This is a genomic window from Aquipseudomonas guryensis, from assembly GCF_014164785.1.
GTDB classification, from domain to species: domain Bacteria; phylum Pseudomonadota; class Gammaproteobacteria; order Pseudomonadales; family Pseudomonadaceae; genus Aquipseudomonas; species Aquipseudomonas guryensis.
Map to the genome: position 1 here is coordinate 67904 of NZ_JACJFN010000004.1, position 14021 is coordinate 81924.

The window sequence follows — 14021 nt, forward strand, 5'->3', positions numbered from 1 at the left end:
CATGAAATTCTTCGACGAACTGCAAGCCGCCACCGCCCAAGAGCGCCAGACCCTGTTCAGTCTGCCGGTGATCCAGGATGCCCTGGCCGGCCAGGTCAGCTTGGACAGCTATATCGCCTTCCTGACCCAGGCCTATTACCACGTGCGCCACACCGTGCCACTGATGATGGCCTGCGGCGCGCGTCTGCCGGCACGCCTGGAATGGCTGCGCCAGGCCGTGTGCGAATACATCGAGGAGGAGTACGGCCATGAGCAGTGGATCCTCAACGACATCGCCGCCTGCGGTGGCGACGCCGAAGCGGTGCGCAACGGCCAGCCGTCGGCAGCCATCGAGCTGATGGTCAGCTTCCTCTACGACACCATTGCTCGCGGCAACCCGGTCGCCTTGTTCGGCATGGTCAACGTGCTGGAGGGCACCAGCATCGCCCTGGCCAGCCAGGCCGCCGGCACCATCCAGAGCCGCCTCGGGTTGCCCAAGGAAGCCTTCAGCTACCTGTTCTCCCATGGCGCCCTGGACATCGGCCACATGGAAACCTATCGCGGCCTGATGGACCGGCTGGACTGTGCGGAAGATAAGGCCGCAGTGATCCACGCCAGCCAGATGGTCTATCGCCTGTATAGCGACATGTTCCGCGGTCTGCCGCGCAACACCGAGGTGCAGCATGCGGCTGCCTGAATGTCGCGCGCTGCTTACCGGCGCCAGTGGCGGTATTGGCCTGGCGCTGGCCGAGCAGCTCTGCGCCGGCGGCGCCCAGGTGCTCGCCGTCTCCCGTCAGGGGCAGGCGCTGGATGCACTGGCGCAGCGCTACCCCAAGCAGCTGCGGCGGATCGAAGCCGACCTGACCAGCCTGACTGGGCGCCAGGCGGTGGTCGAGGCAGCGCGCTGCCTGGGCGGCCTCAACCTGGTGATCAATGCCGCCGGGGTCAATCGCTTCGCCATGCTCGAGCAGCTGGATGACCAGGAAATCGCCGAGATGCTCGGCCTCAACCTGGTCGCCACCGTGCAGCTGACCCGTGCCCTGTTGCCGCTACTGCGTCAGCAGCGCCAGGCCCTACTGGTCAACGTCGGTTCGATCTACGGCTCGATCGGCTATGCCGGCTATGCCACCTACTGCGCCAGCAAGTTCGCCCTGCGCGGCTTCTCCGAGGCGCTGCGCCGCGAAGTGGCGGACACCGGCGTGGGCGTGCTTTACGTCGCCCCGCGTGCCACCCGCACCAGCATGAACAGCGCCGCCGCGGTGGCGCTCAACTCGGCGCTCAAGGTGAGCATGGATGCACCGGAGCAGGTCGCTGCCGAAGTGTTGAAAGCCATAGTCGCCGACCGCAGCGAGCTGTATCTCGGCTGGCCGGAAAAGTTCTTCGTGCGCCTCAACGGCCTATGGCCCGGTGTGGTCGACAAGGCCCTGCGCAAGCAGCTGCCGCTGATTCGTCAATTCAGTCACAAGGAGTCCCCGCGATGAGTAAGTTTATTTCCCTGCTGCTGGCCCTGAGCCTCAGCCTGCCCGCCTGGGCCCTGGACGAAGCCGGCACGCAACGCCTCAAGCAGGTGCAGACGCGCTGGGCGCAGATTCAGTACCAGACCGACGCGGCGCAGAAGGAAAAAGCCTTCGAGCAACTGGCTGCCGACAGCGCTGCGTTTACCCGCGAGCAGCCGCAAGCGGCCGAGGCCTGGATCTGGCACGGTATCGTCACCAGCAGCTGGGCCGGCGCCCAGGGCGGCCTCGGGGCATTGAGCAAGGCCAAAAGCGCGCGCGACTCGCTGGAAAAATCCATCCAGCTCGATCCGGCTGCGCTGCAAGGCTCGGCCTATACCAGCCTGGGCACCCTGTATGCGCAGGTGCCGGGCTGGCCGGTCGGCTTCGGCGACGAGGAAAAAGCTGAGCAACTGCTGCAGCAGGCGCTAAAGCTCAACCCCACGGGCATCGACAGTCTGTATTTCTGGGGCGACTACCTTTACCGCCAGGACAAATTCGCCGAAGCTCGGGAGGCCTTGCTCAAGGCCAAGCAGGCGCCGGCACGACCGGGTCGCGAGTTGGCCGATCAGGGCCGGCAAGGCGAGATCGACCGCCTGCTCAAGGCTGTGGAAGAAGAACTGAAATAAGGGCACAGCATGCGTTTACTGTTGGTCGAGGATGACAAGGCGCTGGGCGAAGGCCTACGTCTGGGTTTGCGCCAGGAAGGCTACACGGTGGATTGGCTGCAGGACGGCGCCAGTGCGTTGCATGCCCTGCTCAGCGAAACCTTCGACCTTGTGGTGCTTGACCTCGGCCTGCCGCGCCTGAGTGGTATCCAGGTGCTGCAGCAGCTGCGCAAGAGCGGCTCGGCGCTGCCGGTGCTGATCCTCACGGCGCGTGACGCCACCGAAGACCGTATCGCCGGACTGGATGCCGGTGCCGACGACTACCTGATCAAACCTTTCGATCTCGATGAGCTCAAGGCCCGCCTGCGCGCCTTGCTGCGCCGCAGTGCCGGGCGCGCCGAGGTGCGGATCGAGCATGCCGGGGTCAGCCTCGATCCGTCTTCGCAGCAGGTCACCTACCTGGGCAAGGCCGTGCCGATGACGCCCAAGGAATACCTGCTGCTGCACGAGCTGCTGTCGCAGCCGGGCAAGGTGCTGACCCGCGAGCGCCTGGCCCAGTCACTCTACGGCTGGGACGAGGAAGCCGAGAGCAACACCCTGGAAGTGCACATCCATCACCTGCGCAAGAAGCTGTTCAATAACCTGATCCGCACCGTGCGTGGGGTCGGCTACCTGGTGGAAGAGCAGCCATGACCTCGATTCGCCGGCGCATCCTGGCCCTGGTACTCAGTCTGCTGTTGCTGGGCACGGCGCTGATCTCGCTGTTCAACTACCTCGACAGTTCCCACGAGGTAGAGGAGGTCTACGACGCCCAGCTGGCAAATACCGCGCGCCTGTTGCAGGGGGTGATGCACATGCCCTTGCCCAGCGCGCAGCGTAGTGAGCTGTATGCCGCCTTCAACTCGGCGCTCGGCCAGGCCGGCCAGCGCAAGCCGGGGCACCCCTACGAGAGCAAGCTGGCCTTCCAGGTCTGGGGGCCGGCGGGCGAGGTACTGGTGCGTACCGCCAGTGCCCCACAGCTGGACGAGCCGCCGCACAAAGCCGGGTTTGCCGATATCGACCTGGGCCCGCACCAGTGGCGTGGCTTCCTGTTGGTCGACGAGCAGCAGGGCGTGCGCATCTGGATCGGCGAGCGCGACGATGTGCGCCAGGAACTGGTGGCCAGCATCGTGCGCCATACCTTGCTGCCCAATCTGATCGGCAGCCTCGCGCTAGCAGCGCTGATCTGGTGGGCTATTGGCTGGGGGCTGCAACCCCTGGGCAACATGGCCGCGGTGATTCGTGCGCGGCATGCCGACTCGCTGGAGCCGCTGCAGTTGCAACCCTTGCCCAGCGAACTGGAGCCGATGCAGGCGGCGCTTAATCGCCTGCTGGCGCAGATCGACCAGGTACTGGAGCGCGAACGGCGCTTTATCGCCGATGCTGCCCACGAGATGCGCACGCCGCTGGCGGTGCTGCGCGTGCATGTGCAGAACGCCATCCAGGCCGGCGATGAGGCGCAGCGCAACGAGTCGCTGGGCTTTTTGATCGGCGGTATCGACCGCGCTACCCGGGTGGTCAACCAGTTGCTGACCATGGCTCGGGTCGAACCGACGCTGGCCAAGGGCAACTGGCCGATCATCGACCTGCAGGCGCTGACCCGCGAAACCCTCGCCGAGCTGACCCCCTGGGTGCTCAAGCAGGGCCTGGAGCTGTCGCTGGACGTGGCCGAGGGCGACTATCACCTGGCGGCGGATCCCGGCTCCATCGGCATTGCCCTGCAAAACTTGCTGACCAACGCGGCGAATTTCTCGCCGGCCCACGGCCAGCTGAAAGTGCTACTCAGTGGTGATGCCGAGTCATTGCGCCTGAGCGTCGAAGACCAGGGCCCGGGCATCGATCCGCAAGAGCTGGAGCGGGTCTTCGAGCGCTTCTACAGCCGTGACAACAGTCAGGGTGCCGGCCTCGGCCTGGCCATCGTCGAGATGATCGCCTCACGCCTGGGCGGGCGTATCCACCTGAGCAATCTGCCCCAGGGCGGCTTGCAGGCCAGTTTGGAGTTGCCGCGTCATCCCACGGCGTAGCTCACGCAGGGAGCGGCATGGCTTATCATGGCGCTTCCTTCCCTGCGCGACTGAATGCCATGACCACTACTCTGCTGAATGCCCTGCAACACGCCGATATGCTGCTGATCGATGGCCTGCATGCCTGGCAATTCGAACTGATCGAAGCGGCTTCTGGCGAGCAGGTGCAGCTGCGTGTGGAGTGCATGGATGGCCGCGAGCGCCGCGTATGGAATTTCAGCGCCGCTGCCATCGCTGCCGCCAGCCAGGGAACTACGGCTGACAGCTGGCAGCTCGCGGCTGGCGAGTTGAGCCATGAGCTGATCATTCTTAGTGGCGTCAATGCCAGCAATGACGATGACGACGAGGCAGCCAACGACGAGGTTGTCGTCGACTGACTGCGCACCAGGCCCAGATGATTCAGTGCACGTGGGTGTATGCGTCGGTTGTCCCCGCAGATGATCTCCGGGCGCTACCCGAATTCCTCGATAAACAACTGAAGCGCTGCGTGCTGTCCAGCGTGCGAGTGTGTTTCCCTCGTCGTCAGTAAACGCCCGAATCGTTGCACAGCAGCTCGTCGCCAGCCTCGACCGCATAACAGAGCATTCGCTCGTCCTTGAATGGCAGTTGCAACATATAACCCGGCTTGCCATTGACCAGTGTGCCTTGCTTGTCTTCGCTGAGGGTGATTGCAACCTCGTTGCCGTTGCCCCAGGCCCAGGTACTGAAGAAGTACTGGTCGGTGGCCGCGCAGGTGGTCACGGCACACTTGTCCTGGCCTTTCAGCTCGCCCTTTTTGTAGTAGTAACAGGTGCCATTGCCTTCGCCGCAGCCGGCTGTGGCATTGCCGGCCAGGGCGAGGCCGAGCAGAAAGAGGAGGGGCTTGTGCATGGGACGATATCCTTATCAATGAACGTTGCGATTATGTACAGCAAAGGCCCGATGCAGGCCCGCGCTGGGCAGACTGTAAAAGAAAACCGCCCCGAAGGGCGGTTTCTCGTGTTGCACTCGGCGTGAGCTATCAGCTCGCCGAGCGCTCTTCCTTGGCCATGCAGGCTGCAGCAGTGAACAGCACGTCGGTGGAGGAGTTCAGTGCGGTTTCCGCGCTGTCCTGCAGGATGCCGATGATGAAGCCGATGGCCACCACCTGCATGGCGGTTTCGCTGGGGATGCCGAACAGGCTGCAGGCCAGCGGAATCAGCAGCAGCGAACCACCGGCCACGCCCGAGGCGCCGCAGGCGCAGACGGCAGCGACCACGCAGAGCAGAATGGCGGTGGGCATGTCGACGACGATACCGAGCGTGTGTGCAGCGGCCAGGGTCAGCACGCTGATGGTGATGGCGGCGCCGGCCATGTTGATGGTGGCGCCCAGCGGGATGGATACCGAGTAGGTGTCTTCGTGCAGGCCCAGGCGTTCGGCCAGTTGCAGATTGACCGGCACGTTGGCAGCCGAGCTGCGGGTGAAGAAGGCGGTGATGCCGCTTTCACGCAGGCAAGTGAATACCAGCGGGTAGGGGTTGCGACGGATCTGGCTGAACACGATCAGCGGGTTGACCACCAGGGCGACGAAGAGCATGCAGCCGACCAGTACCGCCAGCAGTTGGGCATAGCCGAGCAGGGCCTTGAGACCGGCGTCGGCAAAGGTGGTAGCGACCAGGCCGAACACCCCGAGCGGGGCGAAGCGGATCACCACTTTGACGATCAGCGAAACGCCTTCGGCCAGGTCGCCGAACACGCTGCGGGTGGTTTCGCTGCCGTGGCGAATGGCGATACCCAGGCCGATGGCCCAGGCCAGGATGCCGATGAAGTTGCCCTTGAGCAGGGCATTGACCGGGTTATCCACGGCGCTCATGGCCAGGGTCTTGAGTACTTCGGCGATGCCGCCGGGTGGCGTGCTGCCCGTGGCTACATTGCTGAGCACCAGGGTCGATGGCCACAGGCTGCTGGCGATTACCGCGACGATGGCAGCGGACAGGGTGCCGATCAGGTACAGCAGCAGGATCGGGCGAATGTGCGTGGGTTGGCCGGGCTTGTGGTTGGCAATCGCCGAGGCCACCAGGATGAACACCAGGATCGGCGCCACGGCTTTCAGGGCGGAGATGAACAGGCTGCCGAGGAAGCCGACTTCATCGGTGGCTTGCGGCCACAGCAGGGCCAGCAGGATGCCGGCAACCAGGCCGATGATGATCTGGGTGACCAGGCTGGTGCGGGTCAGCAGTTGCAGGATGGGACGATGGATCATGGTCGATGTTCCTGAGGTTCGGCATGCCGCGTCGGTGGACGCACTGCATGCGGGGCGACAGTCCAGTCGGGCAGGGGTGGTGACCCGTGCTGGCTGGGCGGTCGAATTCCGGGTGCCTGCCGGATGACGGCAGACGCAGAAAACAAGGCGGCGATTCTAAAGACCTACACGTTTTTGTGCGGGCCTTCCGTCAGGCCGCTGCGAAATGGCGGACAAATGAAAACGGCCCGTGAGGGCCGTTGCCATTGACCTTGCAAGCATCAACCGCCGAGGTAGGCGTCGCGCACTTTCGGGTCGACCAGCAGGTCGGCGCCGCTGCCTTGCATGACGATGCGGCCGTTCTCCAGCACGTAGGCGCGATCGGCCAGCTTGAGCGCCTGGTTGGCGTTCTGCTCGACCAGGAACACGGTCACGCCATCCTTGCGCAGCTGTTCGATGATGTCGAAGATCTGCTGGATGATGATCGGCGCCAGGCCCAGCGACGGCTCGTCGAGCAGCAGCAGCTGGGGCTTGCTCATCAGCGCACGGCCGATGGCGAGCATCTGCTGTTCGCCACCAGACATGGTGCCGGCACGCTGCTCGAAGCGTTCCTTGAGCCGCGGGAACAGGTGCAGGACCTTGTCCAGTTGCTCCTGGTTATCGGCCTTGCTGCCGAAGAAGCCGCCCATGGCCAGGTTTTCTTCCACGGTCAGGCGGGCGAACACGCGGCGGCCTTCCGGCACTACCGCGATGCTCTTGCGCATGATGTCGCAGGAGTCCTGACCGACCAGTTCCTCGCCCATGTAGCGGATGCTGCCGCTGGCCGCACGCGGGTTACCGCACAGGGTCATCAGCAGGGTCGACTTGCCGGCACCGTTGGCGCCGATCAGGGTGACGATCTCGCCTTGCTGCACTTCGATGCTGACATCGTGCAGGGCCTGGATTTTGCCGTAGAAGGTGGAGACGTTTTCAAAACGCAGCATTAGGCTTCCCCCAGGTAGGCTTTGATCACGTCCGGATTGTTGCGGATCTGCTCCGGCGTGCCGTCCGCCAGGGGGGTGCCCTGGTTGATCACGTAGATGTGGTCGGAAATGCTCATGACCAGCTTCATGTCGTGCTCGATCAGCAGCACGGTGACATCGTGGTCATGGCGCAGCATGCCGATCAGCGCCTTGAGGTCTTCGGTTTCGCGCGGGTTGAGGCCGGCGGCCGGCTCGTCGAGCATGAGGATGCGCGGGCGCGTCATCATGCAGCGGGCAATTTCCAGACGGCGCTGCTGGCCGTAGGCCAGGGTGCCGGCCGGACGGTTGGCGACGTCGGTCAGGTTGACCTGTTCCAGCCAGTGCGCGGCGTATTCCATCGCCGCTTTTTCGCTGCGGCGAAAGCCCGGGGTCTTCAGCAGACCGGCGAGGAAGTTGGTGTTGAGGTGGCGATGCTGGGCGACCAGCAGGTTCTCCACCGCCGTCATTTCCTTGAACAGGCGAACGTTCTGGAAGGTACGTACCACGCCTTTGCGGGCGATCTTGTGGCCGGGCAGGTGTTGCACCGGCTCGTCGTCGAGCAGGATCACCCCGCCGGTGGGCTGGTAGAAACCGGTCAGGCAGTTGAACACGGTGGTCTTGCCGGCGCCGTTGGGGCCGATCATCGACACCACCTGCTTGGGCTGAACGGAGAGGGCGACATTGTTGACGGCCAGCAGGCCGCCGAAGCGCATGGTCAGCCCGCTGACTTCAAGAATCGGGCGGCTCATGATTTCAACTCCAGGTGCGGGCGTTGCATGGGCAGCAGGCCCTGCGGACGCCAGATCATCATCAGTACCATCAGGGCACCGAACATCAGCATGCGGTACTCGTTGAACTCGCGAGCCAGTTCCGGCAGCAGGATCATCACCACGGCGGCGAGGATGATGCCGAGCTGCGAGCCCATGCCACCCAGTACGACGATGGCGAGGATGATCGCGGACTCGATGAAGGTGAACGACTCCGGTGTGACCAGGCCCTGGCGCGCGGCGAAGAAGCTGCCGGCGAAACCAGCGAAGCAGGCGCCGAGGGTGAAGGCGGAAAGCTTGATCACGGTCGGGTTCATGCCCAGGGCGCGGCAGGCGATCTCGTCTTCACGCAGGGCTTCCCAGGCCCGGCCAATCGGCATGCGCAGCAGGCGGTTGATCACGAACAGGGTCAGCAGTACCAGCAGCAGGGCGATCAGGTAGAGGAAGATCACCTTGTTGATGCCGTTGTAGGCAATCCCGAAGTACTCGTGGAAGGTCTGCATGCCCTCGGCGGCGCGGCGCTCGAAGGATAGGCCGAACAGGCTCGGCTTCTCGATGTTGCTGATGCCGTTGGGGCCGCCGGTGATCTCGGTCATGTTGCGCAGCAGGATGCGGATGATCTCGCCGAAACCGAGGGTGACGATGGCCAGGTAGTCACCACGCAGGCGCAGCACCGGGAAGCCGAGGATGAAGCCGAAAAAGGCCGCCATCAGGCCGGCAATCGGCAGGCAGATCCAGAAACCCAGGCCGTAGTAGTGCGACAGCAGCGCATAGCTGTAGGCGCCGACGGCATAGAAGCCGACGTAACCGAGGTCGAGCAGGCCAGCCAGGCCGACCACGATGTTCAGGCCGAGGCCGAGCATCACGTAGATCAGGATCAGCGTGGCGATGTCCACCGCGCCGCGGCTGCCGAAGAACGGCCAGGCCAGGGCGACGACGATCAGGCCAAGAATGATCCAGCGCTGGGTCGAGGGTAGGGTCAGGAAGTTGCTGGCCTTGTCCGGCACCACCGGCAGCTTGGGCGCATTGGCCCAGGCGGCGCCGAGCTGATCGCGAAACAGCTGCCAGAAGAACATGGCGATGGCGCAGGCCGCGATGGTCCACAGCACGGCAGGGCTGGCGCCATGCACTTCCAGCTGGATGCCGACGGTGGTCAGCTTCAGGCCCAGTACCGGGTAGGCCACGGCTAGCACCAGCAGGGCGCTGAAGAAGGCGGTCTTGAGATTCTTGGTCATCATACTTTCTCGACCTCCGGGCGGCCGAGGATGCCGGTCGGGCGGAACAGCAGCACCAGGACCAGCAGGCCGAAGGCCACCACGTCCTTGTACTGATCGCCGAAGATATCGGCGCCAAAGGCTTCGGAAACACCAAGCACCAGGCCACCGAGCATGGCGCCGGGGATGCTGCCGATGCCGCCCAGCACCGCGGCGGTGAACGCCTTGATGCCGTAGAGGAAGCCGATGTGCGGGTTGATCACCCCGTACTGCATACCCAGCAGCACCGCCGCCACGGCGGCCAGGGTGGCGCCGATGACGAAGGTCAGGGCGATGATGTTGTTGGTGTTGATGCCCAGCAGGTTGGCCATCTTGATGTCTTCGGCGCAGGCGCGGCAGGCGCGACCCAGGCGCGAGCGGGAGATGAACAGGGTCAGGCCGTACATCACGATGAAGGTGACGACGAAGATCAGCACCTGCATGTAGGAGATCGTCACGCTGTGCATGGCGCTCTCACCGAACACGAAGTTGCCCGGCAGCAGGTTGGGGATGGCCTTGTCCTTGGAGTCCTGGGCCAGCAGTACTTCGTTCTGCAGGAAAATCGACATGCCGATGGCGGAGATCAACGGGATCAGGCGGTTGCTGCCGCGCAAGGGGCGATAGGCCACCCGTTCGATGCTGTAGCCATAGGCGCTGGCGACAATGATGCTGGCGGAAAAAGCGCCAATCATCAGGATAGGTAGGCTGTCCAGACCCATCAGGGTCAGGCCGGCGATGGCGATGAAGGCCACATACGAGCCAATCATCAGAACCTCGCCGTGGGCGAAGTTGATCATGCCGATGATGCCATAGACCATGGTGTAGCCGATGGCGATCAGGGCATAGGTACTGCCAACGGTGAGGCCGTTGATCAGCTGCTGCAGGTAGTGATAAAGATCAGGCATTGCCTAACTCCTGGGTCGCTACGCAAGGCGGCGCTTGTGGCGCAGCGTAAGACCGGGATTCTTCGAATAAACAAAGCCCACTGCATTGGCAGTGGGCTCTGGGTTCAGGCGGGAAGCTTATTTAGCTTCGGTTTTGGTGCCGTCCTGGTGCCACTCGTAAACCACGAAGCTGAAGTCCTTCAAATCGCCCTTCTCGTCGAAGGCCAGGGTTCCGGTGGGGGTGTCGAAGCTGTTGGCACGCAGTGCCTCGGCGACTTTGGCGGTATCGGTATCGCCCGCCTTCTTGATGCCTTCGGCAATCACTTGCACGGCAGCGTAGGCCGGGAACACGAACGGGCCGCTCGGGTCCTGGTTCTTGGCCTTGAAGCCTTCTACCAGCGCCTGGTTCTTCGGATCCTGGTCGAAGGATTTCGGCAGGGTCACCAACATGCCTTCGGAAGCCGGGCCAGCGATGGCCGAGATTTCCTTGTTACCCACGCCTTCCGGACCCATGAACTTGACGTTCAGGCCTTTCTCTTTGGTCTGGCGCAGCAGCAGACCCAGTTCCGGGTGGTAGCCGCCGTAGTAGACGAAGTCGACACCGGCTTGCTTGAGCTTGGCGATCAGGGCCGAGAAGTCCTTGTCACCGGCGTTGATGCCTTCGAACAGGGCAACCTTGGTGCCTTTGCCTTCCAGGGTCTGCTTGACCGCGGTGGCGATGCCTTCACCGTATTGCTGCTTGTCGTGGATCACGGCAACGGTTTTTGGCTTGACGTGGTCGGCAATGAAGTTGCCGGCGGTCGGGCCTTGCAGGCTGTCCAGACCGATGGTGCGGAACACCAGCTGGTAACCGCGAGCGGTGATGTCCGGGCTGGTGGAAGCCGCGGTCACCATCAGGATGCCTTCGTCTTCGTAAATGTCGGACGCTGGCTGAGTGGAGCTGGAGCAGAGGTGGCCAACCACGAATTTGACTTCGTCGTTGACGATCTTGTTGGCTACGGCAACGGCTTGTTTCGGGTCGCAGGCATCGTCGTACTTGACGCCTTCGAGCATCGCACCGTTTACCCCGCCGGCCTTGTTGATCTGCTCGATGGCCATTTCGGCACCGATGAACTGCATCTCGCCGTACTGGGCAACAGCACCGGTAACCGGGCCTGCCAGAGCGATTTTGATGGTATCAGCGGCCATCGAATAGCTGGTCATGCCAGCCAGAGCCATGGCGGCGAACAGCTTGGATACTTGCTTGCTAGCCTTATTCATAGTGCTCCACTCTTTATTGGTGTTTTTCGTTTTTGTAATCCATGCGGCCAGAGCTGCAGGACCGGTTCAGTTTCCCCGGCCACACCCCCGGCAACTGTACCGGGACAGTGTAGAACTCCGTTTCCTGCCTTGAAAAGCGGGCAGTCTGGAGCGAAGAGGGGGTGTGTCGCTTAATTGAAACAAACGTACAGAATAACGGCGCGGCTTTTGCTGACTGGTCAGTCGTTGGTGAAGGGCTGACCGCTCAACTGACTTGCCTGTCGAGCGTCCGACGCTATCATGCGCGCCGCACCCTCAACCAGCTGCTTGTAAACAGGCCCGTCATGACAGAACAACCTAGCACCCTCTATGCCAAGCTGCTTGGCGAAACTGCGCCGATCACTTGGCAGGAGCTGCAACCTTTCTTTGCCCGTGGCGCCTTGCTCTGGGTCGATGGTGCATTGGATCTGGTAGAGGTTGCGCTGGCCGTTGCCGAAGACGATCAGGCCAGGGTGGCTGGCTGGTTGCAGGCCGGGCAGGTGGCCAAGGTCGAGGAAACGCGTGCCGAAGACCTGCTGGCCCGTGATCCCCAGCTCTGGGCCGTGGTGGTGGCGCCCTGGGTGCTGATTCAGGAGCGTGCAGAAGCGCCCACAGTGCACTGAAACCGGGTGGCCTGGGTTGGGCCAGGGCCCGCGGCTTTTCGTGGCAGCAGCTTGCTGCTAAAGAGCTTTCGCACCGACGTTTTAGCGCAGATAAATCCGCCAGCGGTTGGTGAAAGCCGCCCCTCTAACTATTGGAGACCTGCATGCCCGTATCCCCGCCCGTTTTGGCCTTCGCCGGCATTGGCCTGATGGGACTGCCCATGAGTCGTCGCCTGCTGGCGGCGGGGTATCCGCTGCGGCTGTGGAACCGTTCGCCAGAAAAACTGCAGGACTTATTGGCGCAAGGCGCGCAGGCGGCCGCTGCGCCGGCACAGCTGTGCGCCGAGGCGGAGATCGTCATGCTCTGCCTGGCCGATACCGCGGCGGTGCGCGAAGTGGTGTTTGGTCCTGGCGGCATTGTCGAGGGTGCGCGTCCTGGCCAGCTGTTGGTCGACTTCTCCAGTCTTGAACCTGCTGCCACGCGGGCAATGGCTGCGGAGTTGGAACAGCGTACTGGCATGCGCTGGGTCGATGCGCCGGTGTCGGGTGGCACGATCGGCGCAGAAGCCGGCAGCTTGGCGATCATGGCGGGCGGACGGGTCGAAGACATTGAGCGGATTCGACCGATCCTCGCCCATTTAGGGCAGCGCCTCACGCGCATGGGCGAGGTTGGCGCCGGGCAGGTGACCAAGGTCTGCAATCAGATGATCGTCGCCTGCAATGCCTTGGTGATCGCCGAGGTGGTGGCCCTGGCCGAGCAAGCTGGGGTCGACGCTCGTCTGCTGGCTCAGGCTCTGGCGGGTGGTTTTGCCGATTCCAGGCCGCTGCAGATCTTGGCACCGCAGATGGCGGACAGCCAGTTCGAGCCGATCAAGTGGCATGTGCGTACCCTGCTCAAGGATCTCGATACGGCCAATAAGCTGTCCCGCGAGCAGGGCAGCGCTACACCCATGAGTGGCTTGGCGGCGCAGTTGATGCGTTTGCATGGCAGCCAGGGGCATCTGGGACATGATCCCGCCACGCTGGTGCAGCTCTATCGCGAGACGGACGCATGAGGATCGCCGCCAATCTTTCCATGCTGTTCACCGAACTGCCGCTGCTCGAGCGCGTCCAGGCGGCCGCAGCTGCTGGCTTCGATGGCGTGGAAATCCAGTTCCCTTATGAAGTGCCGGCCATTCGTCTTAAGGAGGCGCTTGAGCGTGCCGGTATGCCGCTGGTGCTGATCAACCTGCCTGCCGCTGATCTGATGACCGGTGGTCCGGGGCTGGCGGCCGTACCTGCGCGCCAGGCCGAATTCGATGCGGCACTGCAGGAAGCATTGACCTATGCCGCTATGGCCCGGCCGAGTTGTGTCAACGTACTGCCGGGGCGACTGGCAGAGGGCGTGACGCGCGAAGAGGCCCTGGCAGTTCTGGTGGCCAATTTGCGCAAGGCGGCCGAGGCTTTTCAGTGTCTAGGGATTCGTGTGCTGTGCGAAGCGATCAATCCCCTCGATATGCCGGACTTTCTGATCAACACCCCTGAGCAGCTGGATGAGTTGCTGCGAGCAGTTGATCACCCCAACTGCCTGGCACAGTTCGACCTCTATCACATGGCCCGGCAGGGCCTGGATATCGAAGCGGGTATTGGCTTGCTGGCGAGGCGCATCGGTCATGTGCAGTTCGCGGACTGTCCAGGCCGAGGAGAACCGGGGAGTGGCGAGTTGGATTTTCTGGCCTTGATCAGGGTATTGCAGGCGCGTGGATATAGCGGTTGGTTGGGCGCTGAGTACAAGGGCGGTAGACTGCGCGTCGGGTCGTTCGCCTGGCTCAAACTATGGCAGGACATCCTTGGGGTATGATTGCTCAGATGGTGTATGAGCCAACTGCCGACTGACGCATGAGTTACTGTGGG

16 protein-coding genes are annotated in these 14021 nt (G+C 63.2%); 9 read left to right on the top strand and 7 right to left on the bottom strand.

The annotated features are described in order from the left end of the window. The first annotated feature begins 1 nt into the window (after position 1). The 6 genes from H3H45_RS15475 to H3H45_RS15500 are packed head-to-tail and all read left to right on the top strand — an operon-like array spanning position 2 to position 4520. Complete coding sequence (locus H3H45_RS15475) at positions 2 to 676, top strand: TenA family transcriptional regulator (RefSeq protein WP_182834623.1); 675 nt, start codon at positions 2 to 4, stop codon at positions 674 to 676. Then, a complete protein-coding gene (locus H3H45_RS15480) occupies positions 663 to 1460 on the top strand; it encodes an SDR family oxidoreductase (RefSeq protein ID WP_182834624.1) in 798 nt (265 codons plus the stop codon). Before H3H45_RS15475 ends, H3H45_RS15480 begins: the two co-directional genes overlap by 14 nt. Further along, positions 1457 to 2101: a tetratricopeptide repeat protein gene (locus H3H45_RS15485; RefSeq protein ID WP_182834625.1), complete on the top strand. Its 645-nt coding sequence runs from the start codon at positions 1457 to 1459 to the stop codon at positions 2099 to 2101. The genes H3H45_RS15480 and H3H45_RS15485 overlap by 4 nt, the downstream gene beginning before the upstream one ends. A gap of 9 nt (positions 2102 to 2110) precedes the next feature. Further along, positions 2111 to 2773, top strand: coding sequence for a response regulator (locus H3H45_RS15490; protein ID WP_182834626.1), 663 nt, complete (start codon positions 2111 to 2113; stop codon positions 2771 to 2773). Next, positions 2770 to 4143, top strand: a complete 1374-nt coding sequence (locus tag H3H45_RS15495) for a sensor histidine kinase (protein ID WP_182834627.1) — start codon at positions 2770 to 2772, stop codon at positions 4141 to 4143. The genes H3H45_RS15490 and H3H45_RS15495 overlap by 4 nt, the downstream gene beginning before the upstream one ends. A 17-nt stretch (positions 4144 to 4160) precedes the next feature. Next, positions 4161 to 4520 (top strand): DUF5629 family protein, encoded by a 360-nt coding sequence (locus H3H45_RS15500; protein WP_235983758.1) that lies wholly within the window; start codon positions 4161 to 4163, stop codon positions 4518 to 4520. Between the two features lie 145 nt (positions 4521 to 4665). On the opposite strand, the gene H3H45_RS15505 is transcribed toward H3H45_RS15500, so the two are convergent. From H3H45_RS15505 to H3H45_RS15535, 7 genes are all read right to left on the bottom strand, one after another. Next, complete coding sequence (locus H3H45_RS15505) at positions 4666 to 5013, bottom strand: hypothetical protein (RefSeq protein WP_182834628.1); 348 nt, start codon at positions 5011 to 5013, stop codon at positions 4666 to 4668. A gap of 130 nt (positions 5014 to 5143) precedes the next feature. After that, on the bottom strand, positions 5144 to 6364 hold the full coding sequence (gene sstT / locus H3H45_RS15510) for a serine/threonine transporter SstT (protein WP_182834629.1): 1221 nt from the start codon (positions 6362 to 6364) through the stop codon (positions 5144 to 5146). A 260-nt stretch (positions 6365 to 6624) separates the two neighbouring features. Continuing rightward, complete coding sequence (locus H3H45_RS15515; RefSeq protein WP_182834630.1) at positions 6625 to 7326, bottom strand: ABC transporter ATP-binding protein; 702 nt, start codon at positions 7324 to 7326, stop codon at positions 6625 to 6627. Continuing rightward, the gene (livG, locus tag H3H45_RS15520; protein WP_182834631.1) at positions 7326 to 8093 is read right to left on the bottom strand and encodes a high-affinity branched-chain amino acid ABC transporter ATP-binding protein LivG; all 768 of its coding nucleotides are present in this window, start codon (positions 8091 to 8093) and stop codon (positions 7326 to 7328) included. Before livG ends, H3H45_RS15515 begins: the two co-directional genes overlap by 1 nt. Beyond that, a complete protein-coding gene (locus H3H45_RS15525; protein WP_182834997.1) occupies positions 8090 to 9346 on the bottom strand; it encodes a high-affinity branched-chain amino acid ABC transporter permease LivM in 1257 nt (418 codons plus the stop codon). The genes livG and H3H45_RS15525 overlap by 4 nt, the downstream gene beginning before the upstream one ends. Next, on the bottom strand, positions 9346 to 10269 hold the full coding sequence (livH, locus tag H3H45_RS15530; protein WP_182834632.1) for a high-affinity branched-chain amino acid ABC transporter permease LivH: 924 nt from the start codon (positions 10267 to 10269) through the stop codon (positions 9346 to 9348). Before livH ends, H3H45_RS15525 begins: the two co-directional genes overlap by 1 nt. A gap of 117 nt (positions 10270 to 10386) precedes the next feature. After that, positions 10387 to 11508: a branched-chain amino acid ABC transporter substrate-binding protein gene (locus H3H45_RS15535; protein ID WP_182834633.1), complete on the bottom strand. Its 1122-nt coding sequence runs from the start codon at positions 11506 to 11508 to the stop codon at positions 10387 to 10389. Between the two features lie 323 nt (positions 11509 to 11831). Between H3H45_RS15535 and H3H45_RS15540 the strand changes: the two genes are divergently transcribed. The 3 genes from H3H45_RS15540 to H3H45_RS15550 all read left to right on the top strand — a co-directional run bounded on the left by H3H45_RS15540 (position 11832) and on the right by H3H45_RS15550 (position 13968). Beyond that, positions 11832 to 12149, top strand: a complete 318-nt coding sequence (locus H3H45_RS15540; RefSeq protein WP_182834634.1) for a DUF2288 domain-containing protein — start codon at positions 11832 to 11834, stop codon at positions 12147 to 12149. Between the two features lie 143 nt (positions 12150 to 12292). Continuing rightward, a complete protein-coding gene (locus H3H45_RS15545) occupies positions 12293 to 13183 on the top strand; it encodes an NAD(P)-dependent oxidoreductase (protein ID WP_182834635.1) in 891 nt (296 codons plus the stop codon). Beyond that, positions 13180 to 13968, top strand: a complete 789-nt coding sequence (locus H3H45_RS15550) for a hydroxypyruvate isomerase family protein (RefSeq protein ID WP_182834636.1) — start codon at positions 13180 to 13182, stop codon at positions 13966 to 13968. Before H3H45_RS15545 ends, H3H45_RS15550 begins: the two co-directional genes overlap by 4 nt. The last annotated feature ends 53 nt before the right edge of the window (positions 13969 to 14021 follow it).

What these genes read in the sequence shown, in the direction of transcription:
- H3H45_RS15475 (WP_182834623.1), top strand. Translation starts at nt 2, where the DNA reads ATGAAATTCTTCGACGAACTGCAAGCCGCCACCGCCCAAGAGCGCCAG.
- H3H45_RS15480 (WP_182834624.1), top strand. Translation starts at nt 663, where the DNA reads ATGCGGCTGCCTGAATGTCGCGCGCTGCTTACCGGCGCCAGTGGCGGT.
- H3H45_RS15485 (WP_182834625.1), top strand. Translation starts at nt 1,457, where the DNA reads ATGAGTAAGTTTATTTCCCTGCTGCTGGCCCTGAGCCTCAGCCTGCCC.
- H3H45_RS15490 (WP_182834626.1), top strand. Translation starts at nt 2,111, where the DNA reads ATGCGTTTACTGTTGGTCGAGGATGACAAGGCGCTGGGCGAAGGCCTA.
- H3H45_RS15495 (WP_182834627.1), top strand. Translation starts at nt 2,770, where the DNA reads ATGACCTCGATTCGCCGGCGCATCCTGGCCCTGGTACTCAGTCTGCTG.
- H3H45_RS15500 (WP_235983758.1), top strand. Translation starts at nt 4,161, where the DNA reads ATGGCTTATCATGGCGCTTCCTTCCCTGCGCGACTGAATGCCATGACC.
- H3H45_RS15505 (WP_182834628.1), bottom strand. Translation starts at nt 5,013, where the DNA reads ATGCACAAGCCCCTCCTCTTTCTGCTCGGCCTCGCCCTGGCCGGCAAT.
- sstT (WP_182834629.1), bottom strand. Translation starts at nt 6,364, where the DNA reads ATGATCCATCGTCCCATCCTGCAACTGCTGACCCGCACCAGCCTGGTC.
- H3H45_RS15515 (WP_182834630.1), bottom strand. Translation starts at nt 7,326, where the DNA reads ATGCTGCGTTTTGAAAACGTCTCCACCTTCTACGGCAAAATCCAGGCC.
- livG (WP_182834631.1), bottom strand. Translation starts at nt 8,093, where the DNA reads ATGAGCCGCCCGATTCTTGAAGTCAGCGGGCTGACCATGCGCTTCGGC.
- H3H45_RS15525 (WP_182834997.1), bottom strand. Translation starts at nt 9,346, where the DNA reads ATGACCAAGAATCTCAAGACCGCCTTCTTCAGCGCCCTGCTGGTGCTA.
- livH (WP_182834632.1), bottom strand. Translation starts at nt 10,269, where the DNA reads ATGCCTGATCTTTATCACTACCTGCAGCAGCTGATCAACGGCCTCACC.
- H3H45_RS15535 (WP_182834633.1), bottom strand. Translation starts at nt 11,508, where the DNA reads ATGAATAAGGCTAGCAAGCAAGTATCCAAGCTGTTCGCCGCCATGGCT.
- H3H45_RS15540 (WP_182834634.1), top strand. Translation starts at nt 11,832, where the DNA reads ATGACAGAACAACCTAGCACCCTCTATGCCAAGCTGCTTGGCGAAACT.
- H3H45_RS15545 (WP_182834635.1), top strand. Translation starts at nt 12,293, where the DNA reads ATGCCCGTATCCCCGCCCGTTTTGGCCTTCGCCGGCATTGGCCTGATG.
- H3H45_RS15550 (WP_182834636.1), top strand. Translation starts at nt 13,180, where the DNA reads ATGAGGATCGCCGCCAATCTTTCCATGCTGTTCACCGAACTGCCGCTG.